We start from the raw sequence: 26,899 nt of genomic DNA, 5'->3' as shown, positions 1-26,899 counted from the left end.
TTAACAAAGGGCATTCATCATGCGTGCGTCCATTGATAATCAGCGCGGCGAGCCAGCTCGCAGGCCGATTGTAGAAGTGCAAACTAAAGCAAGGACTGGCCTGCGTTCTAATACGTCTGCGTGTTACGAACATCAGCAACTTGCTGAACAAGCCGAAGCCACGATAAGTGCATCTAAAACGCCACCCTTGTGTGAAAGGCACTTATAACCGTGCCGTTTGACGCACGCGACTAAGTGCACGTTTCCAGCACAATCGAAGTGAACGTTACATTACCGACATAACGACGAGGTAACTGAACATGACTACTCAAGACAAGCAAGGCCAGATGAGCGTCAGCGAAGCCGGTAAGAAAGGCGGCGAAGCCACTTCTGCGTCCCATGACAAAGAGTTCTACCAGGAGATCGGCAGCAAAGGTGGCCAAAATAGTGGCGGGAACTTCAAGAATGATCCCGAGCGCGCCGCTGAAGCCGGCAGCAAAGGCGGCCAGAACAGCGGGGGCAATTTCAAGAATGACCCCGAACGCGCCGCCGAGGCGGGCAGCAAAGGCGGCCAGAACAGTGGCGGCAATTTTGCCAATGACCGTGAAAAAGCTTCCGAAGCCGGGCGTAAAGGTGGCGAACACAGCCACGGCGGCGGACGCAAAAGCTGATGTGCTTGATGCAGGGGAGCCATGCTCCCCTGCTTTCATTGATGAGGGACACCATGCCTTTACACATTATCAACTTCACCGCACCGGTCACCGCTTCTACGTGCAGCCAACTGATTGAAAAAGCCTCGTTGGCCGTACAACAAGATGCCCAGGGCCTGGTACTGAATATCGCCACCATGGGTGGTGAATGCAGCTACGGCTTTACGATGTACAACTTTTTATTGTCCCTGCCGATTCCGGTGCATACCCATAACCTCGGCACAGTGGAATCGATGGGCAATATCATCTTCCTGGCCGGTGAGCGCAGAACCGCCTGCAAGCACAGTAAATTCCTGTTCCACCCCTTCCACTGGCATGTGCAAGGCGCGGTTGACCACTCGCGCATGTCCGAATATGCGATGAGCCTCGATTACGACTTGCAGTTGTACGCACGCATCGTAGCCGAGCGCACCGCCGATGCTGTCGAAAAACTGGAGACCGAAAAGTACCTGATCGCCGCGCCACGCATTCTCGACCCGCAACAAGCGCTGACCGCCGGCTTGATCCATGGGATCGAACTTCCCGTGGTCAAGGCGGACTTCGTGAGCAGCTTCATTCACTCCTAGCACCTTTTATTCAATAGGGGAGCCTCACAATGGACGAAGAAACGATCCGACTCACCGCGTACCGCATTTGGGAACAGCAAGGGAAGCCTGATGGTCAGGATTTCGTGCACTGGTTACAAGCCAGGGAGGAGCTGACAACCCCGCCGAATGACGGCCTGGCAGGCTCGATAGCAAGTAGCGTCACCCCGCCCAACCCGCACCGATCAAAGCGCCAGGCGACCGCCGCCGGGCAAAAAACCCGCAGCAGAAAACCCAACTGCTGAACCCACAGAGCAGAGAGTGAGGACGCGCCTGTCGATAAACCTGCCAGGGTTCTAAAACATCGACAGCCGTCCAAGCGCCATCCCCTCCCCGCCGCCTCTCGATACTGGCATTAAAACATCAACTAATCGCTCGTTTGAATTCTTCCTGTTTAGCAGTTGAAAACGCCCACTTCTTAATCGAGAGTGGCCGTTCATTCAGGGAGGAATCGATGTGACCCATCTACAAGCGAACCGAAGTTGCCTGCAATGTAAACAACCCTACGAATCGACGCTGGATGACCCCGACTTTCTAGTGTCGTCGGCCTCTGACATGCTCTGTCCAGCGTGCAAGCAACACTATGCAGCCGACCTTATGAAAGAGGCACTTCAACGCAGCGTGCAAAAGTTGTGCATGTTGCAGGAGCGACGCAAAAAACAGTAAACACGCGCCTCGCCCCTACCGCCACCCGCATGGACACCGTCCATTAAAAATACATTCATTCGGGTGGCGGCGGCACATAGGGCTTTGCAATAAACGGGATACTCCCAGACGGGCGCCATCTTACATTCTCAAGACCGTAGCGCTCGGCCAGCGGTTTACTGATGCGTTTGATCTTTTCATTACGCGACCTGGGAATAATGCCAATTCCAGCATCGCAACAGGCCCAATGCCACGCCTCTGCGTTATTCATCACCTCCGCTCTTATAATGAAAGACTTAGGCTCGTGGTGGTATTCGTACTCGATGACATATAAAGAATTTTTCATAACCTCTCCTTCTGATTTTTTGTTATTTGCTCAGAACGAAGGTTCAGAAATTTTAATCTTTTAATGACGACGATCACGCACTTTCTGTCGCACTACCGTTCGTCGGCCTCGCATTAAAAAAATAAAACGGTTCATGCTTCTTCTGTTTCTTAATACTGAGTCTGTTCACTCCAGGCTCTTGGTAAAAACTCCTGTCTTGCCCGCACTCTGTGCGGGCTTTTTTATTTTGCCGCGACGCTACACCCTGTGGCGAGGGAGCTTGCTCCCGTGACGGCCTGGCAGCCGACGCTTGTCTAACTGACGCACCGAGGTCCAAGCTTGCCTGTCGGACCAAAGTCCTCGTCGGCTGTCAGGCCGTCATCGCAGGCAAGCCAGCTCCTACATTCAAGATCGCGGAGCCACTCAATCGTCGTCGTGCACGTGAGCGTCAGCACAGGGCAGTCGGCCGGACTCACCTCCGGCAATCCGTTCCGCCTGGTCAATACCGCGTTTGAGCGCGTCATTCACCGTCCATTCGGCACCCGGCAACTGCTTGATGCGTTCAACCACACATTGTCCCGTCGCGGTATAAACACAGAGCAGCACTTCAATATCAGCATCGTCCCGCTCTCGGGCCCTGACTTCGATATGGCAGCCGTTTTCGACTTCCCGGGTGAAGCATTTTTCTTTCAGTGCTTTTGAGACCCAGGCTTTATAGGTGTTGCCACGTATAAACATAGCGCTTCTCCAAAACCGTTAGTGGGGTTGGCCATCAACTAACGACTGAAATCCCTAACCAGAATTCAGACTTTCTGCAAGGCCACCTCCATCATGCACCGATAAAAACCCTTTACCGTTTCGCCTGTTAAACCGTTCGTCAGGCGAGGAAACAAATTGTTAAACCAACCCATCGGGCTCTATTCAAAATGTTCGGGAGCGCGGCGAAATGCGCCCTGCAGAGCGGCAGAAAAAGCCAATAGAACCGGACAGTAGACGCACTTTATCTACTGACGGCAGCTTATTGCCGAATGTTTATCACCTGATGGCTCCTGGTGTTAACAAGCGCTTCGCTTAGTTAACGCGCGAGCACAGATTCGGCACAGCAAAACGCAAGTTTCCAATACAGGAGCAAGGCATGAAACGAGCGATGGGTTATTGCCTGGTCACTATCACCAGCCTCTTCTTACTCACCAGTTGCAACCTGGTGGTATTCAACCCCAAGGGGCAAGTAGCAACCGATGAGCGCGACCTGATTATTCTCGCTACGGGCCTGATGCTGCTGGTGGTCGTTCCGGTGATTGTGATGATGTTTGTCTTCGCCTACCGCTACCGCGCCACCAATAAAAAAGCGCGTTACTCCCCCCGCTGGGCCAGTTCACACAAAATCGAAGCGGTGGTATGGGGCGTTCCCCTGCTGATCATCATCGTCCTGGGGTGGGTGACCTGGGAGACCACCCACGCACTCGACCCCTATCGCCCGCTGGAATCAGACACCCCGCCGATCAATGTGCAGGTGGTCGCCACCGACTGGAAGTGGCTGTTTATCTACCCTGACCTGGGCATCGCCAGCGTCAACGAACTGGCCCTGCCGGTGCACACGCCGGTGAGTTTCACCGTCACCTCCGACGCGGCCATGACCTCGTTCTTTATTCCCGCACTCGGCGGGCAGATCTACGCCATGGCCGGCATGCAGACCAAGTTGCACCTGATCGCCAACGAAACCGGTGAGTTCAGAGGGATTGCCGCCAACTACAACGGCCCCGGTTTTTCCGACATGCATTTCACCACGCTGTCCCTGAGCACTGCCGACTTTCAAACCTGGGTGACAAAGGTCAAGGGCGCGGCCACCTCTCTGGATCACAGCACTTACGCGCAATTGGCCAAGCCGACCCTCAAGCACCCGGTGACCTATTACTCGGCGGTACAGGAGCGCTTGTTCCTGGACATCGTCGATAAATACGAAGGCATGAACAAGGCCAATAAACCCCGGCGCTCGCCATTGAGCGACGCTGCACAACGCACCGATCAACACCCAAGTCTGCTGGCTGAGGAGCGGTAACCATGTTCGGAAAACTGTCGTGGGATGCGATCCCAACCACTGAACCCATTGTGATGTACACCCTGGCCGTTGTCGGCCTGATCGGGGTGGCGCTGGTGGGCTCGATCACCTGGAAACGCAAGTGGGGTTATTTGTGGCGCGAGTGGTTCACCTCGGTGGACCACAAGAAGATCGGTTGCATGTACATCATCGTCGCCCTGGTGATGCTGCTGCGCGGGTTTTCTGATGCGATCATGATGCGCACCCAACAAGCCATGGCCGCCAGCGGCGGGCCGGGTTACCTGCCGCCGGAGCATTACGACCAGATCTTCACCGCCCACGGTGTGATCATGATCTTCTTCATGGCCATGCCCTTCGTGGTCGGCTTGATGAATATCGTGGTGCCGTTGCAGATCGGCGCTCGCGATGTGGCCTATCCGTTTCTTAACGCCCTGAGTTTCTGGCTGTTCGTGGTGGGTGCGGCGCTGGTGAATATTTCGCTGGGGGTCGGTGAGTTCGCGCGCACCGGCTGGGTCGCGTATCCGCCGTTATCCGAGCTGGGCTACAGCCCCGGCGTCGGCGTGGATTACTACATCTGGTCATTGCAGATATCCGGCATCGGCACGCTGCTCACGGGGGTGAATTTCTTCGTCACCATCCTGAAGATGCGCACCGAAGGCATGACGCTGTTCAAGATGCCGGTGTTCACCTGGAACGCGCTGTGCACCTCGGTGCTGATTCTGGCGGCATTCCCGATCCTCACCGCCACCCTGCTGATGCTGACCCTGGACCGTTATCTGGGCATGCATTTTTTCACCAACGAGGCCGGCGGCAACCCGATGATGTACGTGAACCTCATCTGGGCGTGGGGGCATCCGGAGGTGTACATCCTGATCCTGCCCGCGTTCGGGGTGTTTTCCGAGATTGCCGCCACCTTCAGCAGCAAGCGGCTGTTCGGCTACGTGTCGCTGGTATGGGCGACCATCGCGATCACCGTGTTGTCGTTCATCGTGTGGCTGCATCACTTTTTCACCATGGGCGCGGGGGGCAACGTCAACGCGTTCTTCGGCATCATGACGATGATCATCGCGGTGCCGACCGGCGTAAAAATCTTCACCTGGTTGTTCACCATGTACCGCGGCCGCGTGCGCTTCGAAACGCCCATGCTGTGGACCCTGGGCTTTATCGTGACCTTCAGCATCGGCGGCATGACCGGGGTGCTGCTGGCGGTGCCCGGGGCCGATTTCCTGCTGCACAACAGCCTGTTCCTGATCGCGCACTTTCACAACGTGATCATCGGTGGCGCGGTGTTCGGCTATATGGCCGGCCTGACGTATTGGTTCCCCAAGGCGTTCGGTTTCCGCTTGAACGACAAGCTGGGCCGCATCGCCTTCTGGTGCTGGCTGGTGGGCTTTTATTTCGCGTTCATGCCCTCCTACGTGCTGGGTTTCATGGGCATGACGCGCCGTCTCAATCATTTCGACAACCCCGAGTGGCGGCCCTGGCTGCTGCTGGAGCTGGTGGGGGTGGCAATCATCCTCTGCGGCGTGGCGGCGCAAGCCTTGCAATTGTTTGTCAGCATCCGCAACCGTCATCAATACCGCGACCGCACCGGCGATCCGTGGGACGGGCGCACCCTGGAATGGGCCACCGCGTCTCCCCCGCCGCTGTACAACTTCGCCGAGCAGCCCAAGGTCAATGACCTGGACGCGTACTGGGGCATGAAGGAGCGCGGCGTCAGCACCCTGAGCCACACCGACTATCGCAGCATCCATATGCCGCGTAATACCGCGTCGGGCTTGGTCATCAGCCTGTTTGCGCTGGTCTGCAGCTTTGCGTTGGTGTGGCACATCTGGTGGTTGGCGGCGTTCGGCCTGGTGGCCTCGGTGGTGGCGTTCGTGGTGCGCAGCTACGACGAAGACATCGATTACTTCGTGCCCGCCCAGGAAGTCGCGCGCATCGAAACGGCCCGTCTCAAAGACCTGGCGGAGGCTTGACCCATGTCCAATATCGTTATGGAAAAAGACATTGCCCATACCCACGAACAGGGGCATGAAGACGCCGGTTCCCTGAGCCTGTTCGGGTTCTGGATCTACCTGATGACCGACTGCATCCTGTTCGCGACCTTGTTCGCCGGCTACGCCGTATTGCGCGACAGCGTGGCGGGCGGGCCGTCGAGCATGGATATTTTCGAACTGCCCTATGTGCTGGCCGAAACCATGCTGCTGCTGTTGAGCAGTATCACCTACGGCTACGCCATGCTCGCCATGAACCACGGCAAGCAACGCGATGTGCTGCGCTGGCTGGGGCTCACGTTCGTGTTGGGCGCGGGCTTTATCGCCATGGAGATCAACGAATTCCACCACCTGATCGAAGAAGGCTACGGGCCGGACCGCAGCGGCTTCCTGACGGCCTTCTTCACCCTCGTGGGCACCCACGGCGCGCACGTGTTGACCGGGCTGATCTGGATGGCGGTGCTGATGGTCCAGGTCAAGCAACGCGGCCTGACCAGCACCAACGCCACCCGGCTCAGTTGCCTGAGCCTGTTCTGGCACTTTTTGGACGTGGTGTGGATCTGCGTCTTTACCGTGGTCTATCTGTTGGGGGTGGTGTGACATGTACAAGCAAAGCTCGCTTCACAGCAGTGCCGGTACCAGCCATGGCAGCAGTCGCTCCTATCTGGTCGGGTTCCTGGTGTCAGTACTGCTCACCCTGATTCCGTTCGCCCTGGTGATGTTCCCGTCACTGCCGCGCACCGTCACCGCCTGGTTGGTAGTGGCGTTGGGCGCGATACAAATCGTGGTCCACCTCAAGTTCTTCCTGCACCTGGACACGGCCGAAGAACAACGCTGGAACCTGATTGCGCTGATTTTCTCGGCGGTCATCATTCTTCTGTTGGTGGGGCTTTCGTTATGGATCATGGACAGTATTCATCACAACATGCTGGCGCACTGAAACACTGGCGGGGGCTGTTCAATACCGCTATCGAGCTAACCAAGCCGGGCATTATTATCGGTAACCTGGCGTCGGTGCTGGGCGGTTACCTGCTCGCCGCCAGCGGGCATGTGGCCTCGGTGACGCACGGGCTTGCCACACTGCTCGGCACGGCCCTGGTGATCGGTTGCGGCTGTGTCGTCAACAACTGCATTGACCGCGACATCGACCGGCGCATGGTGCGCACCTGTCATCGGCCATTGGCACTGCGCACCATCAGCGTGTCCACTGCCGCAGGCTATGGGATCGTCCTGGGCACCTGCGGTTTTGGCTTGCTGTGGGCCGGCAGCAATGCGCTGGCGTGTGGGCTGGCAATGGTCGGGCTGGTGATCTATGCGGGGGTCTACACCTACTGGCTCAAGCGACGCTCCCACTGGGCCACCTTGATCGGCAGCGTCTCCGGGGCGATGCCGCCGGTGATCGGCTATTGCGCGGTCACCGGGCGGTTTGACCTTACGGCGTTGCTGCTGATTGTGGTGTTCTGTTGTTGGCAGATGCCGCATTCACACGCCATCAACGTGATGCGCCGCGAGGATTTCCGCGCCGCAGGCCTGCCGCTGTTGAGCCTGGCCCAAGCCCATCGGCAGATCCAGGCGTACATGCTGGCCTTCCTCGCCAGCGCCCTGGTGCTAGGCGCGGTGGCGCAGATGGCGGCGTTGTATTTTGTGGTGATGCTAGGGCTGGGGAGTTATTGGCTAACCCTCGCGGCCAGCGGTACACGCCTCGCTGACCCGACCGGCTGGGCGCGCAGGATATTCGGGTTTTCGATTGTGTTGGTGCTGGCGCTTGACCTGGCGCTGGCGGTGCTGAGGTAGCTTTGTGGGCGGCGCCCTCGAGGGATGCAATGCTCAAAGCAACGAAGATCAACTGTGGGAGCGGGCTTGCCCGCGAAGACGTCGGCCCACCCAACATTGATGTTGACTGACCCGCCGCTATCGCAGGCAAGCCAGCTCCCACAGGGGATTGCGCTTAACTGACTGGCATTGGGGCAAGCCCGCTCCCACATTTGGGGCACAGTGGCCTGCTCGATCAGGCATCGAGCACTGCACGGATTTTCCGGGGAAGGTCAGCAGGCTGATACGGCTTGGGAATCAACTCGAACTCATGCACCTCTATCTCCGCGCGGCCCAACGCGTCTTTCGCATAGCCGGTGGTCAGCAAGATCCTGATGTGCGGATACGAGCGCGACACCTCCCGCGCCAACGCTGCGCCATTCATCACGCCGGGCATGATCAAGTCACTGAACACCAGGTCATACGTCGCCTGCTTGAGCATGCCCAACGCCTCGGCTGCATTGAGGGCGATGTCCGTGTGGTAACCGTAGTCAGACAGAATGACCTGCGCCAACTCGGCCACCTCGGGCCGGTCCTCCACGATCAGGATGCGTTCGTTACCTTGCGGTGAGATGGCTGTGGGGGTCTGCTCGACCCACAGCTGGCTGTCATCTGCAGGAAAGTACAAGCGAATCGTCGTACCGATGCCCGGGTCTGAATGAATCCGCGCCGTGCCGCCCGATTGCTTGACGAAGCCATACACCATCGACAACCCCAGGCCCGAGCCCTGGCCTTCTTCCTTGGTGGTGAAGAACGGCTGCATGACTTTGTCCTGAATACCTGCGTCGATGCCGTTGCCGTTATCCGAGACCGAAATACTCACGTAACAGCCCTCGGTCAACCCATCACGCTCGGCACCGACATCGCCCGTTACCTGGACGTTGCAGGTCTGGACGGTTACCGCTGGGTCCGCACGCCCGCGCAAAGCATCCTGGGCATTGGATAACAGGTGCTGCACTGCCAGCTCCGCCTGGACAGGGTCGATGCGGCAGTTCCACAGATCTTCGGCAAGTTCTACATGCAACTCGACGCCCTGCAGCGCACGTGCCATGAATTCGGGGCGGCTGAGCAAGCTGTTCAAGTTGATCACCCGACTGTCGAGCCGTTGCTTGCGCGAAAACGCCAGCAACTGCTGGGTCAGGGTCTGAGCTTTTTCCGCCGCGCCCCTGGCACGGCTGGCACTGTTGACGATGCGCTGCGGATCGCTACCGGGGCGCTTGGCGCTCTGCTGGATCAAGTCGAGATAACCCATCATCACTTGCAGCAGGTTATTGAAGTCATGGGCAATGCCACCGGTCAGTTGCCCCAGCGCTTCCAGGTCTTGTGCGCGACGCACGCGCTGTTCGGCATCGTGACGCCGGCTCACGTCCAGCTGCGATGCGAAAAAATACACCAGTTGCCCACGTTCGTTGAACAACGGCGAAATGAACAGCTCGTTCCAGAAGGTCGAGCCATCCTTGCGGTAGTTGAGCACCTCGACACAGGCCTCATGGTGCTGCTCAACCGCGCGCTGCACCTGGTGCAGCGCGTTTTTGTCGGTTTGAGGCCCCTGCAGGAACCTGCAATTACGTCCGATCACTTCGTCCAGTTCAAAGCCTGTCAGGGTCAGGAACGCCTGGTTGGCAAAGATGATCGGGTTATCAGGCCCCGCGGGGTCGGTCACGATCATTGCGCTGTGGCTGGCTTGCATGGCCGCAAAGAACAGGTCTTTGCGGCTGGCAGACAGCATTGCCAATTCCATACCGTCGACCACAGGCTTCTTCTTTGTCGCCAAGGTTCACCTCCAGATACGTGGTACGTGTTCCATGGACCGTGAAAACGCTGCGCAGTGCCATCTTGTGCCGAGCGGACGCGGCGCCCCCAAGGGCACCGCACGTGTCATTAACGCTTGGCTTGTGTGTCAGGCGCCTCAGAGCGTTGCAAAAACGCTTGCGTAAGCTCTGGCAAGTGCTCGAGCAACCACTGAGCCATGGCGACTTCCTGGGGTAGAATCTTTTCGCACGCCGCTTGTGTCTCGGCGTCGCCCGCTGCCTTCGCGGCCGCGATGAGCACCGTGTAGCTGGCCACTTCCATATTTTCAAACACGTAGCCGGCCATCGCGCCCTTGATCACCTCGTCACTCATCAGCGAGCCACCGACCGCCTGACCGAAAGCCATCAGCTTGCCGCCCACGTCTTTAAGGGTCGAGGCACTGCCTCCCAAACGCGTCAGGCATTCGTCAATCAGTTGCTGCTGCCCAAGGGTTTCCTCAATGTGCTCGTCGATTCGCGCCTTGAGTTGGGGGTAATTCTCCAGGCGCTCGGACTGTGCCTTGAGCATTTTCTCGGCCTGTTGCTCCATCGCATGGGCATCACGTAGCCAGTCGAGCAGGTTTTCCTGTGGGGTTGCCATGTCGTTGTCCTCGTCAAGAAAGTCGAAAGCACCGCACGCCCTTCAGCGTGCGGCTGTCCTCAATCAAAGGTCGGGCTTGGGCTTGAGGCCCGCCCCCAGGTCAGCGCCGGTGGTGGGGTCGCTGGTGGGGTCCGAGAGCGTGCGGATTTTCATCGCGCTCAGCACCGCTTCATCGTCGGCGTCCAACTGCACGCTGGCGGTGCCGTCACCGCCATCGACCGCCGGTTGTGGGTTTTCCACGAACTCCCAACCGTCACCCTGGTTCCAGGGCCCGCGCAGGTTCTCCGCGCCTTGGGACATGTTGAAATACACCTGGGTGAACTCCGGTTTGCCCGGCAACTTGCCCTGGGGAAAATTCGGCTGGATCGCATGCAGCGCTTTTTCGAAGGATATCTGGTGAGCGATTTCCCGCGTCATCAAAAACCCCAGCGCATCTTTTACACCCGGGTCATCGGTGACGTTCATCAACCGCTCATAGACAATTTTGGCCCGGGCTTCGGCGGCGATATTCGAGCGCATGTCTGCGGTGGGTTCACCAATAGTGTCGATGTAGGCGGCGGTCCACGGCACGCCGGCAGAGTTGGTCAAAGGCGAACCCGCCCCGTACAGCAGGCTGGTGATATGCGAGTCATTGCCGGCGCCATTGAGGGCACGATACAACTCGCCCTCCTCTTCCACGCCTTCGGCCATTCGCCCCTTGGCGCCCTTGTTGAGCATGACGATGATGGAGCCGACGATCTCCAGATGGCTGAGTTCTTCGGTGGCGATGTCCATCAGCAAATCTTTGCGCCCCGGGTCGTCTTCCGCCAAGGCTTGGGTGAAGTAACGGGACGCGGCGGCCAACTCACCTTGGGCGCCGCCAAACTGCTCGAGCAAAAGGTTGGCCAGGCCCGGATTGGGCTCGGCGACGCGGACGGTGTATTGAAGTCGCTTGTTATGTAGAAACATGAACAAATCTCCTCAGGCTTACGGAAAAAGGCGCCCTGCTGGAATGCGCGCCTACCTTGCATGGGAAGTGGCCTGCGCGTGGAAAATTTCAAAATAAACCGACGCCTCACGACCAGCGGTAATGCGCTGCAGGCCAAGCGAAACGGCACTTGTAGGGCAGTTCTCTCAATCGGCGCCGTGGTTTTCCGACTCGGGCACGGCGTCGATGCCGGGCGTACCGCTGGCGGGTTTGATGCTGGCGTCAGCGGGTGTTGCGGCGCTGTCGGGGTGGTCCCAATCGGTGGTCGCGTTGGGGTCTTCGTCGCGCCCGGCAGTGCCGATGACGCAACCGTCTTCATTGGGTGCGTCTGGATGCTCGAGCGGCCGGTACTGTGGGTTGGATGGGTTGTGTTTCATGGCTGAAAAGCTCCCGTTCACAGGTTAGGAACCTCGTTGGAACCACACCCTTTTTTGGAGTGCGACGAAAAAGACGAATGGCAGGACCGTTAACTAAACCAGCAGTTTCGATCTGATTAATATCAAAGCGCTGGCCGGCAATAAAAGTTATACGAAGCGGCGCATCAACCAAGTTTCTGTATAACTTTTTCAGCGAAATTACCGTTCGTCGCCGGTTAGAAAAATCGGTAAAACATTTTTCAAAAATCCAATATCGGAATAAGTGTCCGTTGCGAAACGGCCAACTAACGAAACGCAAACTTAGCGACTGGAGAACTATCATGACTACAGGTAATAAAAACCCGGGCAACTTTGCCAATGATCGCGAAAAAGCCTCCGAAGCCGGTAAAAAAGGCGGCCAGGCGTCGGGCGGGAACTTCGCCAACGACCGTGAAAAAGCCTCGGAAGCCGGCCGTAAAGGTGGGCAGCACAGCCATGGCGGCGGTCGGAAGTCGGGTTCTTGAGTAACGGTGGGAGGGGCAGCCTGGCTGCCCCTTCAAACCAAACGCACAGAACATAAGTGACATATTCATCACTGATAAATAATCGTAAACGTCGCCGACGCATTGGCCGGGCCTGGCGTGACTCGGTTGGCGGTTTGCAGATAACGGGCACGCAAGCGGATGTTGTAGCTGGACTCGAAGGACAGTGGGTTAATACCGCTGGCCCGATTCATCCCCAGGGGTACCGGGGTACTGTCTAGTGTCGCTACTTGGATGCCGACTCCGCTTGCGGCAGGCGAATTACCTGTGCCTGTGGGATCAATGCTCAGCACGCCCGTACTGGCATTGATCGCCGGGCGCGAGGAGTCGATGCGAAATTGCAGGGTGTTACCCGCTAGGGTTCCGCCGGAGCCAACGCCGGTGGGTGAATTACCACTTTGCGAAAGCCAGCCAGGTCCGGTGGTGGAATAGGTGCCATGGAACGCCGGGCAATCATTCAAGTTGATGGAAAAATCTGTCCACCCTGTGGCGCTGTTAAGCCCGGTGAACTTATTGGTCAAGTGCGTCCCCATCGGCACTGAAACATCCGGCGTACTGCAGGTGCGCGAGACAATCTGGATACTGCCGGAGATGCCCATCCTGAAACCCTGCATCCTGGCATCGCCGAAGTTGCCAAACAGGCTCACGACCGGCAATGAGCTGCCCGCCAATACACCTGGCGTTACTTCCCCTAGTTTGATCAGTATCAATTCGAAGTTCGAAGGTCCATCAAACGGAATCAGGCAGCGAGAGCCCGATGTGCAGGCAGTCCAGGATTTGTTGGTTTGCCTGGGCAGCACGCCGCCGAGACTATTGATAACCACCCCCAGCCCTGGAATTCGGGTTCTGTAGACCTTGTTGGCATAGGGGCCGCTGGACCAATTGGCTAAGCCAGAAGTCGCCTCGACCGTCAACTCGGTCCACTGTTGAAACGGAGCAAACCGGCAGTCCAGCTCGGGTGCCTGGCCCAAGGCCATGCTGAAGCGCTGTCGATAGACTTCGGCGCCCACCGGCACATCACGTCCGACGGTAATCGCCGAGACCTGCAATGGCATGTTGCCCACTGCGGCCTGGATACCGTTGTTATATGTACAGGTCACTGCCATGGCCGTATCGGCCATCGCCCAAAGTGCCGCCAGCGCTAGGCTGGGTTTGATCAAAGCGCCCATGTTCATAACGGTACCTTTTGCATGTTGTTGGGCGGCGTGCTGCCCGCGACCTGTTTGCCGGCGGCGCAAATAGCGTCCACCTGCTGCAATTGCTGGCCCTCGCCGGGGCCGGGAGGAATCATCAGGGCACACTGTTGATGGGTCTTGCTGCCCCAGTTGATCAACAACTGGCGGGTTTCTGGCTTGATCCGGGCATAGAGCAGACCGCCCTGCCCGACCATCCCCACCGAGGCGCCTTCGCCGTCGGTCACGCCTGCGCCAAATGGCAAGCTGCTGCCATCGTCCAGGCGCACATTGAGCAGCACCGCACGGCCCTGATTAGTGGTGTATTTAAGATGCACCACGGCGCCAGCGCGTGGGGCGACTTGTTGGCTGGTCTCGTTGAGTTCGACATCCAGCGAACTGCCAATCGGGTCGATGGCCACCTCGTTCAGCTCATAAGGCCGCAGGTACGGCACCACGGCATTGCCACGACTGTCGAGCGTCAGGCCGGGGTACCCCGAAACCTTGGCGCCCGCGGCACCCGGCGCACTGACCACCGCCATGGTTTCGCCGCGGTACGGCGTCATGGTCACGCCCTCTGCATGGGCCACCACGGTGCCGCTGGCGCCCATCGAGGCGCTGGTATAGCCATCGCCACGCCCCAGTGCCGCACTGAGCATGGCTCGCCCACCCGTGTACTGACCGTTAAGCGCGGCGCTCTTGCTGTGGTTGGCGCCGTCATGGCCGAAATTGGCGCTATAGCCATATTGACGGTCTTGGCCGGCGGTGCCGCTGATACCGGCCTGCTCACTGTAATTGCCTTGGGTATCGCGGCCCACCTGCGCGGTTATTTGCGGAGTGTTACCCGACGCGCCGAAATCCAGGGGCATGCTCATGGTCAGCAAAAAGCTGTTCTCCATGTCGCCCAGCCCCATGCGGCTGCGGTTGGCATTCACACTGAAGCTGACGCGGTTGAACTGCTTGCTGTAGCTGAACTGGTACTGCACATCACTGCCCGGCTGATTCCAGTAGTTTTGCGCGTAACCGCTGATGGAGACTTGCCCCCAAGCCCCAAGGTTCTGGTCGGCGGTCACCGAAAAACGGCTGCGCGGGCGACCGAACATGCTCGAATCCCAGCCATTTTTCTCGGCATCCAGCAGTTGGATGGCGTTGCTGAAATCCAGGTAGTCCTGAGTGGAAAACCGATAGGCTGCCAGCGAGAAGTTACTGCCGGTACTGAGCACATTCTTGCTGTACGACACCCGCATGCTCTGGCCCTTGGCAGCGCCGCCGGCCAGGTCGGTCTGGGCGTGCGTGATGTCCACGGCCATCGCACCGATGGGTGTGCCGAACGCCAGGCCGGTGAGCACCGCCGTGTAGTCATCGCTCGATTGCAGACCGGCAAAACCGGTGAAGGTATTGTTCAAGCCGTACTGCACAGTCCCTTGCAGCAGGCGCGCCTGATCGTCGACGAAGTTGTTGCGGGTTTCACCCGCAGTGAGGCTGAACCGCGAGGTGCCGGGGCGCAGCAACTGGCTGACCGAGGCGTAGGGCACGATAAAGTTCTGCTCAGTGCCGTCGGCTTCGGCCACGCTCACGCTGAGGTCGCCACCATAGCCGGTGGAGTACAGGTCATCGATCACGAACGCGCCGGGCGCCACGGTGGTTTCCAGCAAGATATTGCCGGCCTGGCGAATGGTTACCCGCGCATTGGTGCGGGCAATACCCCGGATGACCGGCGCATACCCGCGCATCGAATCGGGCAGCATGCGGTCGTCAGTGGACAGTTGCACACCGCGGTAGGACAAGGTGTCGAAGATCTCGCCGGTGGTGTTGGACTCACCCACCGTCAGTTGGCTTTTCAACGCGGTGATATCACGCTGGGCGTATGTGTCCAGAGCCTGGTACCGGCTGCCCAAACGTGACTGCCAGCTCATGGACGCGTTGTGGCGCAGGCGCCAGTCCCCCAGGTTCAGGCCCGCGTTGAGGCCCATGAACGCCGAATCGGAGTTGCCACTGCGGGTGCGGTTACGATTGGCGTTGAAGTTGTAGCTGAGCATGGCGGCCGTCACGCCACGGTCCCACAACTGCGGGCTGACGTAACCCCGCGCATTACGCTTGAGCGCCACCTGGGGAATGCTCAAGTCCAGCGCCTGGTTCTCTGGGGAGAAGTTCGCGGTAGCGCCAGGGATTACCTGCCCCACTGCCGGGCACGCCTGACTGTCGAGCATCGTGCTGGCCTCGGGCGTAAGGCTGGCCATTTGCACACCCTGGCGCTCAAGCAAGCCACGGTTCATACACACCACCGGCTTGCTGCCGTCGGCCTGGGCGTCAATGCGAATATCCTGCCGGTTGTTCAGTTGCCCGTTGAGGATGATGTCGGCTCGGTATTGGCCTGGCATCACCGGGTTGCCGGCCTGGTAGGCACTCAGGTCAAGATTGCGCGAGTCTTCGGGCAGGAAGGCGTCATTAAACTGCACTTCTTGCGCCAGTGCGCCTTGCATGCCCCACACGCCTGGAGCAATGGCCAATGCCTTGAGGATCAGGGCAGTGAGCGGATTCAAGGCGAAGCGAGGCCGCGCCCGCAGAAAAAGCCTGGAGCAAGAAAAGGTCGACATAGATGACTCGCGGGTAAAAACGTCAGGAATGGATCAGGGCTGCAGCGTGTTGTGGGTCGGGACCAACGCGCCGTAATCGTTGATGGCGCTGAATTCCACCTGGGCCTGGCTCGACGGCCTGGCCTTGAGCGTGGGCAGCGCGAACTGCCGGGTTTCTCCAGGGCCGACCATGCCGTCCTCACTGCGATAGCGTTGGTTACCCGCCACCAGGTCCAACTCGATCAGCGAGACGTGGAACGCCGACGGGTTGTACGCCTTCAGCGCCAGGCCTTGGCCATCGCGTGCCGTAACCAATTGCCACTGCACCTGCTCAACCGCCTCATTGGGATTTCCAGGCAAGCCGACCGGGCGATAGAACAGCTTGATGCGCGAACGGAAAGCCATTTGCAGCGTATTAAGGTCTGCACCCGCCTCGGGTTTGGGCGGGATTTCGAGAACGTTGAGCCAGAACACCGACTCTTTGTCCTGCGCCAAAGGCGCGCCGGTAAAGAGCACTCGCAAGCTTTGGCCCTTGGTCGGGTCAATGCGCGCCACCGGGGGCGACAATAGGAACGGCGCCTTGGAGCTGGTGGGTGTCGATTCGACGCTGCCGGTGTCGATCCATGATTGGACCAGTGCGGGCAACGTGCCGTTATTGTTCAGTTTTACGGTGATTTCTTTCTGGTCCGCCGGATAGACCAGGCGCGTACCGGTAATCACCACTGCAGCGAATGCATGGGAACACATCAGTGTGGCCAGGCCGATCAGCAGCAGTGGTTTGAATGCACGTGTGCACGACATAGAGCAATCCCTTTACCGTCTGGATGCACGCCCTTCAATACCGAGCAGGGCGTGTGTCCAAAGCCTGCGACTTACTGATAATTGATGGAGTAAGTCACGGAGCCCACAACGGTGCCCGGCGTGGTAGCCGACTGGGCGTAGTACTGAACGGCGTACGGCAGCACAGCGGTCAGGGCAGTTGGGTCAACAGTTACGCGGCTGGTGGAGGTAACCTGAGACGTGTTGCCGGCCTTGATCGCGTTGCCATTGGTGGCATCCACCAACTGCAGTTGAACCTTGGTGGCTGAACCGCTGATGTTCTTCACATTACCGCTGGCCGGATCAACACCACCGCCCGACTCAAAGAACGCCGCCGCGGTTTTGATCGCAGCAGAGCACTTGCTCAGTTCGATGTTGAAACCGGTCTGGCCAGCTACTTGCCCGGCGGAAGCCAAGGAAGCGGTGGAGATGGTTGGCAAGGTGACGGTGGTCGCGCCGGAAGCTGCTGCACCATTGACGGCCACTTGGCAGGTTTCGGCTTTCAGCTCACCGTTGAAATCAATTTTGCCGTCCGAAGCCATGGCAGCAGAAGAGACGGTGGCAGCGACCAGTACAGCGAGGGCGCGAGCTTTGTAATTCATGAGTAACTCCGAGAGCACGATAGACTTGATTAAGTTTTGAAGTTCCCTGGACGGGAAATACTTCTGCGTTGTTGCGAAGTGAAGTGTAAGCAGCGCACTTAATTTTCAAAATAGGAGTGCTCTGAAAAACAAATAACCCGGGCAAATTACCTTATAAACAGGCGATTAAAAGCAACAAACAAAGCCCCCCACCATAGTGGGCTGGCTTTAATAAGCCAACAGACAAAGCGTCTATAGGAGTGGTCCTAAAAGCGCGCCTGAACGGTATATTTAAATCCAGCTTATATAATGGGTCATCGTTATTCTGATCATCAGATGTTGATTGACCCACCGTTATCGCAGCCTAAGCATCTACACAACTTCGAGGTTAGGCTGGACCCGTGGCGGCCTGACAGCCGACGCTTATTTACCTGGCGCCCCGCGATCCAACTGTGGGAGCGGGCTTGCTCGCGAAGGCGACCTGACAGTCAACACAGTTGGATTGGGTACATATCCGTTCCTGCGGTAACGGCCACCTAGGGTTCCGCCCTGACGGCGGCTCCCTTTTGAACAGCGCAAAAGCAAGCAAAACGCTCTTGCCCCACCACTCGGCACCTCGCCCAGGCGCGGTGTGCCCGTAATCCGCCAGTGATTTGGGGGCCGCCTGAGCGGCTCGCTTCGCATCGTGGTTACCATTGAGCGCTACAGAGTTGTATAGATACCCATGGCTATCGCAGGCAAGCTCTAATGCCGTTCAGTTAAGGCATTTTGTAGGAGCGAGCTTGCTCGCGAAAAACTCACAGGCGCCGCGCTCATTCAGGAAGCACACATTATCGTTGACGTTTTTCGCGAGCAAGCTCGCTCCTACAGAGGGCGATATACGCTTAACTGAACGGCATTAAGGCAAGCCCCACCTGTGAGAACGAGCGGGTACAGCAACGAGGCTATGCTGGCGCAGGCCTTTGACCAAGCAGCACGCTGAGACGCTCGGCAATCTGCTGCGCTGGCCAGTCACGCTCATCGCGCAATAGCCGTCCCAGGCTTTCGACAGTGCCCACCAGGTCGTCCCGCTCCAGCCCCAGCGCCGCCTCGTGCAGACGCTGAACTGCCTGCAACGCTTGGCTTCGCTCGCGCAAGGCCAGTGCCTCGATCAAGTCGTTGAAGGCCGTGCGCAGGATATGCGACTCCTCCTCTGGCTCTTCCTTGGGCATTGCCGGCAGCGGACCTTGCGGCATGTCACACCAAAGCTCGATCATCTGCTGCAACTTGGCCGGTGTAACCGGCTTGACCAGCACCCCGTCGAGCCCCGCATCAAAACAACGCTCAAGGTGCTCGTTATCGCTGAAGCCCGCGACAGCTACAAGCGGACAATGGGCACGCTGCAACACCTGCTCCAACTCACGAAAGGCGCCCGCCAGCGGCTCGATTTCACTGTTTGGCAAGTCGCAATCGATCAATACCATATCGACCCGTCGCACATTGAATAGCGTCAACCCTTGGGCGCCATCAACCGCCAGCAACACCCTACAACCCAGCGCTTGCAGGTGTGCAGGCAGTGTCTGTTGGCCGGTCACAGGCGCCTGCACCACCAACACGTGTACACCGTTACCCTCCACTTGGGCCTGCGCCGCTTCAGCCTGGGGTATATCCAGGGTCTTGGCCCACTCGACAGACAGTTTGACTTCAACCTCAGTACCCACGCCTTGGGTGCTGTTGAGGGTCAGCTCACCCGACATCAGCCTCACGAGGCGACGGCAAATCACCAGGCCAAGCCCGCTACCACCGGTACGTTTGTAAGAGTGCTTGGCCCGTGCATAGGGCCGAAACAGGCTGGCCTGCGCCTGCTGTGACAAGCCAATGCCGCTGTCGATGATGCGGATCAGCACGTGCGGCACAGGAACCTCTGGCCATTCAACCACCTTGAGCTGCACCTCCACCCCGCCTACCTCAGTGAACTTGACCGCATTGGAGATCAGGTTGCGCAGCACCTGACTCAAGCGCATGCCCTCCAGCATCAAGGGGCCGCTGGGGCGTTCACCACTCAATGTCAGCAACAGGCCTTTTTCTTCGGCGCCGGCGCGATACTCCTCCACCACCTGCTGGACTAAGGCCCAGAGGTCCACAGGCTCCAGGGTCAGGGTCAGTTCCCCGGCCTCCATCCTGGAAATGTCCAGCACGTCATCCACCAGCCGCAGCAAGGTATTGGCGCCGCTGTTGGCCAATTGAGTGAAGTGGCGCTGCTGTTCGTCCAGCGGTGTGTGCTCCAACAACTCGATAGCCGCCAGCACCGCGTTCATCGGCGAACGCACTTCATGGCTGACCACCGCCAAAAACATCGCCTTTTCCCGCTCGCTCTGCACGGCCTGGCGGCGCTGACGACGGCTTTGCCAGGCGAACGCGATCAACAGCAGCACCACCGACAGCAACAGCCACAACTCACCCTGGAAATGCTCGGCGATGTCCTTGATCGTCGGAATGTCCAGGTTCATGTCATCGAACCAGGCGTCATAGATCGCTTTGCGCTCATCGTTGCTGATGGACCCCAGCACTTTTTCCAGGATCGACAACAGGATCGCGTCGCTGTCACGCAACGCCATGCTCACGCCGGTGTGCAATTGCGGCACCACCCCGGATACTTGCAACACCCCCTGATACTGCCGGGAAAGATAGGGGATCAGTAACCATTCAGAGGCGATGGCGGCATCCGCCCGACCGTCCTTGACCATCGCCATGATGTCGACAGCGTTCTGGCCGGAGATCACCGTTATGCCGGGGACTTTCTGCTGCAAAAACGCCTGATACCCCTCGCGCCCCAACATCACCAGGCGTTTGCCGGCAAGTTGTTCCAGGTCCACGAATGGCTGTTGGCCAAAGCGGCTGACGAGGATGGTGGAACTGGTGTTGTAGGGCGTCGTATAGCGCATGCCCAGGTCCTTGACCGGATCGTCGTCGCGGCGCCGGGTTGGCAAGATATCCACCTCGCCGCTGATCAGCATGTCCTTGCGGGCGCTACGATTGCCGGTGACCACCGACTGAAAATGCAGGCCCGTACGCGCCGCAATCAAACCCAGGTACTTGGCCGATAGCCCACGCAACTGGCCGTCGCTGATGTACTCGAAGGGCAGCAGGTTGTCGAACACACCGACACGCAGCACGGGGTTGGCGGCGATCCAGTCACGCTCTTGCTGGGTCAAGGTCATCGACGGCGGGTCGGCCTGCGCATCGGCCAGGCCCGCGCTTGCCAGCAGCAACCACCCCAGCAGCAGGCGCAACCGTACAACCTTCATTGTTGCGTCATCGGCGGCGGCGCGACCATGGCCAGCATGTCCAGCGGGGTCTCCTCGCTCACGGCACGCCAGTGCTGAACCAACGCCTGAAGCGTGTGCACGTAAACCGGGTTGCCCCAGCCCTCCTCTGCCCGCAACAGGTTCTCCATGTGCGCGGCCGCCTGGGCCAGGGCCGGCCATTCGATGATCAGTGCCGCGCCGTGTAACCGATGGGCAACATGGATGGCCGAAGGGCGATCACAGAGCGCCATCGCCCTGAGCAGGCTCCCCAGGTCGGCCGCCATCTCACGGTTGATAGCGGCCTGATCAAGTGTCGGGGCCATCAAGCTGGCACGCGGTGCCGCCAACGTGACGCCGCACCACTGCTCGATCACGTCACTCAACTGCCCCAGACGTATGGGCTTGCTCAACGCCCCATCCATGCCCGCCGCCAGGCAGCGTTGAAGGTGCTGCTCGCCGGTCAAGGCGGAAATGGCAATGATCGGGCAGCGCGCTCGCCCCCATTGCTGTTCGAGCGCCCGCAGTTCGCAGACCAGGCTGTAGCCGTCCTGATCCGGCAGGTCGCAGTCCATCAATACCAACGCGTAAGCGCGCTCAGCGAACCGCACGCGGGCCTGGGCCGCATCGGCGGCAATCACTGGCACACAACCAAACCCGCTGATTTGCGCCCGCAGCACTTCCTGGTTGGCCAGGGTGTCTTCCACCACCAGCAGCTGCAAACCATCGGTGACATGCAAAGGCATTGGGGCTGGGGCTCGCGTCGGTTCAGCGGCCTCAGGGGCAAGGGTTGCGGGCAAGTACAGGTTGATACACGTCCCCACTCCCGGCTCGCTGCGCAGGGTCAGCGAGCCTTGCATCAAATCGACCAATTGCCGACATATCATCAGCCCCAGGCCGCTGCCTCCCGCACGCTTGTAGGACTGACTCGCCTGGGCATAAGGCCGGAACAAAGAGGCCTGCACCGCTTCGCCCATACCGATGCCGGTGTCGCGGACTTCAACCTGCAACTGATGCTTACCGTCCAGCAAGTCTTCCAGGCGCAGGGTGATGTCAACAGCGCCGGTATCGGTGAACTTGATGGCGTTAGACAACAGGTTATGAAACACCTGCGTCAGCCGCGAACGGTCAAGCCACAACGACGGCAGGGGTGTCTGCACGCTCACATTCAGACTCAAGTGTTTTTCCCCCGCACGCAGGCGATGCAAGCCCACTACGCCATGCACCAGCGCGATGACATCCGTCGCCTCAAGTGTCAGACGTAACGCCTTGGCCCCTGAATCCGGCCGGTGCAGCACATCATCGAGCAAGCGCACCAGCATATTGGCGCCGCTGTTGGCCAAGTGCGCGAAGTGGCGCTGCTGGTCATTGAGTCGGGTGTGCCACAGCAGCTCCATGGCCGCCAGCACGGCGTTCATTGGCGAGCGTATTTCGTGACCCATCACCGCCAGGAACATGGTTTTTTCCTGCTCGTTCCGCTCGGCCTGCCGCTGCTGGCGGTAACCGCGATAGACCAGCACACACAAGCCAATCAACGCCAACATGCCCAGGATCAAAAGATGCAAGTAATGGCTGGCGATGTCCCACAGGGTCGGCGCATCTACCTCCAGGTCCCGGTACCAATGCTCGTACATCGCATTCTGTTGTGAGGGGCTGATCGAGCCTAGGGCTTTGCCAATGATCGAGGCCAGCATGGCGTTATCGGTGCGCACCGCCATGTTCACATCCAACATGCTGCTGCCCACCACGCCAGAAATTTCCAGCACGCCCTGAAACTGTCGATACAAATAGGGCATCAAGAAGGCTTCGGAGGCCACGACTGCATCGGCACCACCGTCCCGGAGGGTGTTCAGCATGGCCAAGGCCTGGGGGCTTTTGATCAGAGTGGCTCGGGGTGCCCTTTTTCTGAGCAACTGCTCGTAATACTCCACATCGGGGATCACGACCGTTTTATCTTGTAGCTGGTCAAGGTCAAAAATATCGGCGTCGTCGACACGGGTCACGATGATCGGCACGGTAGTGTCGTAGACCAGCGCGGTAAGATCCTCGATAGGCGGCTCGTCACGAAAGCGAAAGTGCGAAGACAGCAGGTCTACCTGGCCATCCAACAGCATGCGCTCACGTGCAGCCCGGGTCTTGACCGGCACATAGGTGAATTCAAGCCCCGTGGCATCGCGCACATATTGCAGGTACTGCACCGGCCGCCCTTGCAGCACGCCATTACTCATGTACTCGAAGGGGACCAGGTTTTCCATCACCCCCACTCGAAGGACCGGATGCTGCGCTATCCACAGCCGCTCCTGCTCCGTCAGCTCAACCGGCGCCGCACAGGCAAGCGCGGCATCCAGCATCAGCAACATGAATAAGAGGGCACCCGGTCGCCATCGCCTCATGGTGAGCCGATGATTTTATTGAGTTTGAACAGTTCATTGTTCGAGGTGACCCCCAATTTGCGAAACGCTGAGGTTTTCTGGGTGCTGATGGTCTTGATGCTGCGATTGAATTTTTCTGCGATTTCACTCACGGTCATGCCCGCCAGATAGCAGCGGATCACCTCCTGCTCACGGCTGGTCAGCTCGGCCTGGACCAGGGCATCCGAGGCTTCGCTGGGGTCTTTGCGCGTCTCGCTGGTGACGGTTTCCGCCAGGCGATACGTCATGTCGGTGCTCAGGTACACCGCGCCGGAGACCACCTTGCGAATGGCCTTGACCACTTGCGTCATGTCCTCGCCCTTGCCAACAAAGCCACGGGCACCGACCCGCATGGCCAGGGCCACGGTAGCCGGGTCATGATGGGCGGACAACACCAGGATCTGGCAACTGGGAAACTTGACCCGCAAGGCGCGGATCAGCGATACGCCATCCATCTCGTCGGGGCTCAGGGAGAAATCCAGCAGCAGCAGGTCAGCCGGAGCGCTGACCAGGCCGGCGAGCAAGTCGCGGCTTTTTTCATAAATGCCAACCACGTCAAAGTTGGCCTCGGCCGCCAAGGTGTTGGCGAGCCCATGCCGAACAACAGCGTGGTCGTCCAATAGAGCAATGCGTACAGGTTTCATCGTATTCGAACCCACTTGGCCCCGCTTAGGTGGCGCGGTCAAATAACAGGGACAGCTATTACGGCACTTCAAGGAGTATATGCAACAACCGCCAAAGGGCACGCCCGCCTACCGCTGTTTTTGCGCGCGTCGGCGTGGCCTGCGTTTAGCGTTAAACACTCTCGATGATGTGCTTGATCCGAAACAGCTCGTTGTTGGACATCACGCCCAACTTGCGAAAAGCCGAGGCCTTTTGCGAACTGATGGTCTTGATACTGCGGCTGAATTTTTCAGCAATTTCGGTGATGGTCATGCCCGACAGGTAACAGCGGATCACCTCTTGCTCCCGCGCAGACAAGCTGACAAAACGCATCGCGTCATCGCGTGATTGCTCCTCACCGTCATAGTTGACCGCCGTGGCTTCGGCCACCCGATAGGCCATGTCAGCACTCAGGTAGACAGCGCCCGAGGCCACCAGCCGCACTGCGCTGATCAATTGGCTCATGTCTTCACCCTTGCCGATAAACCCACGGGCACCGACGCGCAGGGCAAGAATCACCGTGGCCGCGTCATGGTGAGTGGAAAACACCAGGATTCGGCAGCCCGGGTACTTTACCCGCAGAGCACGGATCAGCAGGATGCCATCCAGCTCATGAGGGCCGAGCACAAAATCGAGCAACAACACCTCGGCCGGGTGTGTCAGCAGGCCGGCCATCAACTCACGACTGCGAGCGTAGACCCCCACCACTTCAAAATCAGGTTCCTGTACCAACCGATTGACCAAACCATGCCGCACGATTGCATGATCATCCAGCAAAGCAATTTGTAGGCGTTTCATAAATGACGGAACACTCTGTATAGCGTGCAAAAAAATGGACAACAGCGCTGCCTCACTCTGAATAAGTTAAGGTCCTCTCAGACTCATCCATTTCATCAATTACATCCGTGCAACTGAACATCACACGCCACACGCTCACTCCCTATAACTTAACGCGCACAGGCTCACCATCGCAGTTAAAAAATGCGCCAATTCTTCACAATAACAACGGTATAAAACTTAATAGATCTGCGAAAAACTTAATATAAGAAAACTCCTAAAAACCAAGAGCTGACCTACACACATCAAGTTCCAATACTTACCTGCCCGCCAAACTTTACAGCCTCAGCCGTTCTTTTCCCGCTCAATCACAAAGTTCAAGAAGGCGTCTATTTCCATCGGGCGCGCCAGCGCATAGCCCTGCCCTACCCGGCAACCCAGGCGGTGCAGCAGGGGGATCGTGGACTCGTCCTCGATCCCCTCCGCCACCAGGCTCAGGTTAAGCAGACCTGCCCAGTTCACAATGCCTGCGATCACCTTGCGTGACGAGGCGTGCTGCTCGACACCGCGCACAAACGAGCCGTCGATTTTCATTTCATCAAACGACAGGTTCGCCAACAGCTTGAAAGTGGCTGCGCCGCTGCCGAAGTCATCCAGCGAAACCTGAAAACCCTTGGCGCGAATAGTCGTCAATGACGCCGAAAGATGCAGCTCATCCGGCTCCTGCACATCTTCGGTCAGTTCGACTTTCAGCAAGCGGCTCGGCAGATCTGCCTGGCGCATGCGCAAGGCCAGGCGCTCGGCAAAATTGGGGGTGCACAGGGTCTTGGCCGACGCATTCACCGCGATAGGGATCGTAATGTTTTCGCGCTTTAACGCTAGCATCACGCGCAGAGTCCACATCTCCACCAGGCTGAACAGCAACAGGTCCAGGCCGAGACGGTTGACCAGCGGCATCAACACCGCAGGCGGAATTTCACCAAAGCGCGGGTGCTTCCAGCGCACCAACGCCTCAGCGCCGACGATGCGCCGGCTCAGCAACTCGAACTGTGGCTGAAAGACAAAGCGCAATCCCTCGCCGGTGGTCAGGGCGTTGATGACTTCATCCTCAGCCAGCGACTCAAACGTCATGGCCTGCAGCTTGGGGTCCGGTTGAGCGAGGGTCAGCAGCACCGTGCGCAAGGCATCGCCCAGCTCCAGCGGGCCACCGTCACGCAAGATCTGCACGCTGATTCCCGCCGACTGCGCCAGGCGCGAATGGGATTCCAGTGCGCTGATGGCTACGCCGCCCATGTGCTTGACCCACAACTGCTTAGCGGGCGCTTCGCACGCCGGTGTAACTGTTGCTTCGATCAAATTTTCCTGCACATTCAGGGTGGTTTCGCCGGTCCAGAAAATACTCGGAAACTGCATTAACGTACCCGCGTCATGCAGTGCTTTGAGCACACTTGGCAACATCAAGCCATCGCCACACTCGGAGCGGATTTCGCACACGATGATGTCCACGCGGTGCGCGCTTAACCACGCCTGCAGCGCCTCCAACGAGGCGACCGTGGCCAGCGGCGTGACCCCCATGCCACCCAACGCAGAGGCGAGGCGCAAGACACACGCAGGGTCGGTTGCCAACGTGATCACGCGCAGGGCGCTGAACTCGTTAGGCACGGCGGCATTTAAGATCATGACAAAGAATTTCCCGAGATTGTTTCAGCGAAAAAGCTTATCAGTGCCTAAAAAGAAGCAAATAGGAATGGGACTAAAAGCATAAAACTGAGGCGGTGGCGGGTCCCGCGAAAAGCGTGCAATAGCTCACATCAGGATTAATTGGATTCCAGCAACGGTCTGCCCGAGCGCTGTTTTATTTGCACATCCACCCGATCCATGACGCGCGCCAGAATCGATCGGTCCGGAACACCGGAGGCAATAAAGCCGCAGCGTTGCGCCGTGACTGGATTATCGGGAAACGCTTGCAGGGTCACGCCCTGATAAATCAATGAGTGTCTGACACACGCGTACTCCTCAAGCATTTGCTTAAACTGTGCGCCCGCCGCGTGCACGGTTTCTTCATTGATCACCAACAGATCAAATACATCCCTTGCGTTATCCAATAACGTAATCAACACCTTGAGGGAATCGACAGGCACAACGCGGTGGTATCCCAAATGGCCAAGGTCTTTTTCAATACTCATTCGCCGGGTGGCATCGCTATCTACCAACGCGATCCGCAAACGTGGATTGGACATAAAAGCCCTCCT

General features: G+C 58.6%; 25 protein-coding genes. 9 read left to right on the top strand and 16 right to left on the bottom strand.

Features of this window, described 5'->3' with window-relative positions; all coding sequences use genetic code 11:
• Window positions 1–299: 299 nt before the first annotated feature.
• Genes HU730_RS01515 through HU730_RS01505 form a run of 3 tightly spaced genes read left to right on the top strand, consistent with a single transcriptional unit; the run spans window position 300 to window position 1,518 of the window.
• Window positions 300–650, top strand: a complete 351-nt coding sequence (locus HU730_RS01515; RefSeq protein ID WP_014718036.1) for a general stress protein — start codon at window positions 300–302, stop codon at window positions 648–650.
• 53 nt (window positions 651–703) lie between these two features.
• A complete protein-coding gene (locus HU730_RS01510) occupies window positions 704–1,255 on the top strand; it encodes an ATP-dependent Clp protease proteolytic subunit (RefSeq protein WP_014718035.1) in 552 nt (183 codons plus the stop codon).
• A gap of 29 nt (window positions 1,256–1,284) precedes the next feature.
• Entirely contained in the window at window positions 1,285–1,518 is a 234-nt protein-coding gene (locus HU730_RS01505; protein ID WP_181124145.1) for a DUF2934 domain-containing protein, read from the top strand.
• Between the two features lie 476 nt (window positions 1,519–1,994).
• On the opposite strand, the gene HU730_RS01500 is transcribed toward HU730_RS01505, so the two are convergent.
• A complete protein-coding gene (locus tag HU730_RS01500; RefSeq protein ID WP_003190473.1) occupies window positions 1,995–2,264 on the bottom strand; it encodes a DUF6555 family protein in 270 nt (89 codons plus the stop codon).
• Window positions 2,265–2,666: 402 nt separating this feature from the next.
• Window positions 2,667–2,981 carry a hypothetical protein gene (locus tag HU730_RS01495; protein ID WP_019821486.1) on the bottom strand — a complete coding sequence of 105 codons (315 nt, stop codon included), beginning with the start codon at window positions 2,979–2,981 and terminating at the stop codon, window positions 2,667–2,669.
• A 409-nt stretch (window positions 2,982–3,390) separates the two neighbouring features.
• Here HU730_RS01495 and cyoA point away from each other — a divergent pair, with 409 nt between their 5' ends.
• The 5 genes from cyoA to cyoE are packed head-to-tail and all read left to right on the top strand — an operon-like array spanning window position 3,391 to window position 8,090.
• Entirely contained in the window at window positions 3,391–4,302 is a 912-nt protein-coding gene (gene cyoA, locus HU730_RS01490) for a ubiquinol oxidase subunit II (protein ID WP_229999504.1), read from the top strand.
• A 2-nt stretch (window positions 4,303–4,304) separates the two neighbouring features.
• A complete protein-coding gene (cyoB, locus tag HU730_RS01485; RefSeq protein ID WP_089042642.1) occupies window positions 4,305–6,278 on the top strand; it encodes a cytochrome o ubiquinol oxidase subunit I in 1,974 nt (657 codons plus the stop codon).
• Window positions 6,279–6,281: 3 nt separating this feature from the next.
• Window positions 6,282–6,896 (top strand): cytochrome o ubiquinol oxidase subunit III, encoded by a 615-nt coding sequence (locus HU730_RS01480; protein ID WP_034127104.1) that lies wholly within the window; start codon window positions 6,282–6,284, stop codon window positions 6,894–6,896.
• Window position 6,897: 1 nt separating this feature from the next.
• A complete protein-coding gene (gene cyoD / locus HU730_RS01475; RefSeq protein WP_034127103.1) occupies window positions 6,898–7,236 on the top strand; it encodes a cytochrome o ubiquinol oxidase subunit IV in 339 nt (112 codons plus the stop codon).
• Window positions 7,194–8,090, top strand: coding sequence for a heme o synthase (gene cyoE, locus HU730_RS01470; protein ID WP_034127102.1), 897 nt, complete (start codon window positions 7,194–7,196; stop codon window positions 8,088–8,090). The genes cyoD and cyoE overlap by 43 nt, the downstream gene beginning before the upstream one ends.
• A 214-nt stretch (window positions 8,091–8,304) precedes the next feature.
• Here cyoE and HU730_RS01465 read toward each other — a convergent pair whose 3' ends face one another.
• From HU730_RS01465 to HU730_RS01450, 4 genes are all read right to left on the bottom strand, one after another.
• Entirely contained in the window at window positions 8,305–9,882 is a 1,578-nt protein-coding gene (locus HU730_RS01465) for a histidine kinase famiy protein (protein WP_186527288.1), read from the bottom strand.
• Window positions 9,883–9,989: 107 nt separating this feature from the next.
• Window positions 9,990–10,499, bottom strand: a complete 510-nt coding sequence (locus tag HU730_RS01460; protein WP_019821478.1) for a DUF892 family protein — start codon at window positions 10,497–10,499, stop codon at window positions 9,990–9,992.
• A 63-nt stretch (window positions 10,500–10,562) separates the two neighbouring features.
• Window positions 10,563–11,447: a manganese catalase family protein gene (locus HU730_RS01455; protein WP_014718025.1), complete on the bottom strand. Its 885-nt coding sequence runs from the start codon at window positions 11,445–11,447 to the stop codon at window positions 10,563–10,565.
• Between the two features lie 165 nt (window positions 11,448–11,612).
• Window positions 11,613–11,843, bottom strand: coding sequence for a hypothetical protein (locus HU730_RS01450; RefSeq protein WP_034127100.1), 231 nt, complete (start codon window positions 11,841–11,843; stop codon window positions 11,613–11,615).
• Window positions 11,844–12,163: 320 nt separating this feature from the next.
• On the opposite strand from HU730_RS01450, the gene HU730_RS01445 reads away from it, so the two are divergent.
• The gene (locus tag HU730_RS01445) at window positions 12,164–12,346 is read left to right on the top strand and encodes a general stress protein (protein WP_003190457.1); all 183 of its coding nucleotides are present in this window, start codon (window positions 12,164–12,166) and stop codon (window positions 12,344–12,346) included.
• 68 nt (window positions 12,347–12,414) lie between these two features.
• Here HU730_RS01445 and HU730_RS01440 read toward each other — a convergent pair whose 3' ends face one another.
• From HU730_RS01440 to HU730_RS01395, 10 genes are all read right to left on the bottom strand, one after another.
• Window positions 12,415–13,533, bottom strand: coding sequence for a fimbrial protein (locus HU730_RS01440; RefSeq protein WP_229999502.1), 1,119 nt, complete (start codon window positions 13,531–13,533; stop codon window positions 12,415–12,417).
• A gap of 2 nt (window positions 13,534–13,535) precedes the next feature.
• Window positions 13,536–16,133: a fimbria/pilus outer membrane usher protein gene (locus HU730_RS01435; RefSeq protein ID WP_044273270.1), complete on the bottom strand. Its 2,598-nt coding sequence runs from the start codon at window positions 16,131–16,133 to the stop codon at window positions 13,536–13,538.
• Between the two features lie 33 nt (window positions 16,134–16,166).
• Window positions 16,167–16,913, bottom strand: a complete 747-nt coding sequence (locus tag HU730_RS01430) for a fimbria/pilus periplasmic chaperone (RefSeq protein ID WP_054895706.1) — start codon at window positions 16,911–16,913, stop codon at window positions 16,167–16,169.
• A 71-nt stretch (window positions 16,914–16,984) separates the two neighbouring features.
• Complete coding sequence (locus HU730_RS01425; RefSeq protein WP_003190448.1) at window positions 16,985–17,533, bottom strand: fimbrial protein; 549 nt, start codon at window positions 17,531–17,533, stop codon at window positions 16,985–16,987.
• Between the two features lie 923 nt (window positions 17,534–18,456).
• Window positions 18,457–20,799 (bottom strand): transporter substrate-binding domain-containing protein, encoded by a 2,343-nt coding sequence (locus HU730_RS01420; protein WP_127882092.1) that lies wholly within the window; start codon window positions 20,797–20,799, stop codon window positions 18,457–18,459.
• On the bottom strand, window positions 20,796–23,156 hold the full coding sequence (locus HU730_RS01415; RefSeq protein ID WP_054895708.1) for an ATP-binding protein: 2,361 nt from the start codon (window positions 23,154–23,156) through the stop codon (window positions 20,796–20,798). The genes HU730_RS01420 and HU730_RS01415 overlap by 4 nt, the downstream gene beginning before the upstream one ends.
• 29 nt (window positions 23,157–23,185) lie before the next feature.
• Complete coding sequence (locus HU730_RS01410; protein ID WP_003190442.1) at window positions 23,186–23,851, bottom strand: response regulator transcription factor; 666 nt, start codon at window positions 23,849–23,851, stop codon at window positions 23,186–23,188.
• A 151-nt stretch (window positions 23,852–24,002) separates the two neighbouring features.
• Window positions 24,003–24,668, bottom strand: a complete 666-nt coding sequence (locus tag HU730_RS01405) for a response regulator transcription factor (protein ID WP_032892352.1) — start codon at window positions 24,666–24,668, stop codon at window positions 24,003–24,005.
• Between the two features lie 324 nt (window positions 24,669–24,992).
• The gene (locus HU730_RS01400; RefSeq protein WP_054895709.1) at window positions 24,993–26,327 is read right to left on the bottom strand and encodes an EAL domain-containing protein; all 1,335 of its coding nucleotides are present in this window, start codon (window positions 26,325–26,327) and stop codon (window positions 24,993–24,995) included.
• 137 nt (window positions 26,328–26,464) lie between these two features.
• Window positions 26,465–26,887, bottom strand: a complete 423-nt coding sequence (locus HU730_RS01395) for a hypothetical protein (RefSeq protein WP_032892354.1) — start codon at window positions 26,885–26,887, stop codon at window positions 26,465–26,467.
• Between the last annotated feature and the right edge of the window lie 12 nt (window positions 26,888–26,899).

Origin of the sequence: Pseudomonas sp. SWRI22, from assembly GCF_014268395.2 — a bacterium.
GTDB classification, from domain to species: domain Bacteria; phylum Pseudomonadota; class Gammaproteobacteria; order Pseudomonadales; family Pseudomonadaceae; genus Aquipseudomonas; species Aquipseudomonas paracarnis.
This window is presented reverse-complemented; position numbering and strand designations above follow the sequence as displayed.

Excerpts from the sequence above, each read along its gene's own strand:
- HU730_RS01515 (WP_014718036.1), top strand. The coding sequence starts at position 300 with ATGACTACTCAAGACAAGCAAGGCCAGATGAGCGTCAGCGAAGCCGGT.
- HU730_RS01510 (WP_014718035.1), top strand. The coding sequence starts at position 704 with ATGCCTTTACACATTATCAACTTCACCGCACCGGTCACCGCTTCTACG.
- HU730_RS01505 (WP_181124145.1), top strand. The coding sequence starts at position 1,285 with ATGGACGAAGAAACGATCCGACTCACCGCGTACCGCATTTGGGAACAG.
- HU730_RS01500 (WP_003190473.1), bottom strand. The coding sequence starts at position 2,264 with ATGAAAAATTCTTTATATGTCATCGAGTACGAATACCACCACGAGCCT.
- HU730_RS01495 (WP_019821486.1), bottom strand. The coding sequence starts at position 2,981 with ATGTTTATACGTGGCAACACCTATAAAGCCTGGGTCTCAAAAGCACTG.
- cyoA (WP_229999504.1), top strand. The coding sequence starts at position 3,391 with ATGGGTTATTGCCTGGTCACTATCACCAGCCTCTTCTTACTCACCAGT.
- cyoB (WP_089042642.1), top strand. The coding sequence starts at position 4,305 with ATGTTCGGAAAACTGTCGTGGGATGCGATCCCAACCACTGAACCCATT.
- HU730_RS01480 (WP_034127104.1), top strand. The coding sequence starts at position 6,282 with ATGTCCAATATCGTTATGGAAAAAGACATTGCCCATACCCACGAACAG.
- cyoD (WP_034127103.1), top strand. The coding sequence starts at position 6,898 with ATGTACAAGCAAAGCTCGCTTCACAGCAGTGCCGGTACCAGCCATGGC.
- cyoE (WP_034127102.1), top strand. The coding sequence starts at position 7,194 with ATGGATCATGGACAGTATTCATCACAACATGCTGGCGCACTGAAACAC.
- HU730_RS01460 (WP_019821478.1), bottom strand. The coding sequence starts at position 10,499 with ATGGCAACCCCACAGGAAAACCTGCTCGACTGGCTACGTGATGCCCAT.
- HU730_RS01455 (WP_014718025.1), bottom strand. The coding sequence starts at position 11,447 with ATGTTTCTACATAACAAGCGACTTCAATACACCGTCCGCGTCGCCGAG.
- HU730_RS01450 (WP_034127100.1), bottom strand. The coding sequence starts at position 11,843 with ATGAAACACAACCCATCCAACCCACAGTACCGGCCGCTCGAGCATCCA.
- HU730_RS01445 (WP_003190457.1), top strand. The coding sequence starts at position 12,164 with ATGACTACAGGTAATAAAAACCCGGGCAACTTTGCCAATGATCGCGAA.
- HU730_RS01440 (WP_229999502.1), bottom strand. The coding sequence starts at position 13,533 with ATGGGCGCTTTGATCAAACCCAGCCTAGCGCTGGCGGCACTTTGGGCG.
- HU730_RS01435 (WP_044273270.1), bottom strand. The coding sequence starts at position 16,133 with ATGTCGACCTTTTCTTGCTCCAGGCTTTTTCTGCGGGCGCGGCCTCGC.
- HU730_RS01430 (WP_054895706.1), bottom strand. The coding sequence starts at position 16,913 with ATGTCGTGCACACGTGCATTCAAACCACTGCTGCTGATCGGCCTGGCC.
- HU730_RS01425 (WP_003190448.1), bottom strand. The coding sequence starts at position 17,533 with ATGAATTACAAAGCTCGCGCCCTCGCTGTACTGGTCGCTGCCACCGTC.
- HU730_RS01420 (WP_127882092.1), bottom strand. The coding sequence starts at position 20,799 with ATGAAGGTTGTACGGTTGCGCCTGCTGCTGGGGTGGTTGCTGCTGGCA.
- HU730_RS01415 (WP_054895708.1), bottom strand. The coding sequence starts at position 23,156 with ATGTTGCTGATGCTGGATGCCGCGCTTGCCTGTGCGGCGCCGGTTGAG.
- HU730_RS01410 (WP_003190442.1), bottom strand. The coding sequence starts at position 23,851 with ATGAAACCTGTACGCATTGCTCTATTGGACGACCACGCTGTTGTTCGG.
- HU730_RS01405 (WP_032892352.1), bottom strand. The coding sequence starts at position 24,668 with ATGAAACGCCTACAAATTGCTTTGCTGGATGATCATGCAATCGTGCGG.
- HU730_RS01400 (WP_054895709.1), bottom strand. The coding sequence starts at position 26,327 with ATGATCTTAAATGCCGCCGTGCCTAACGAGTTCAGCGCCCTGCGCGTG.
- HU730_RS01395 (WP_032892354.1), bottom strand. The coding sequence starts at position 26,887 with ATGTCCAATCCACGTTTGCGGATCGCGTTGGTAGATAGCGATGCCACC.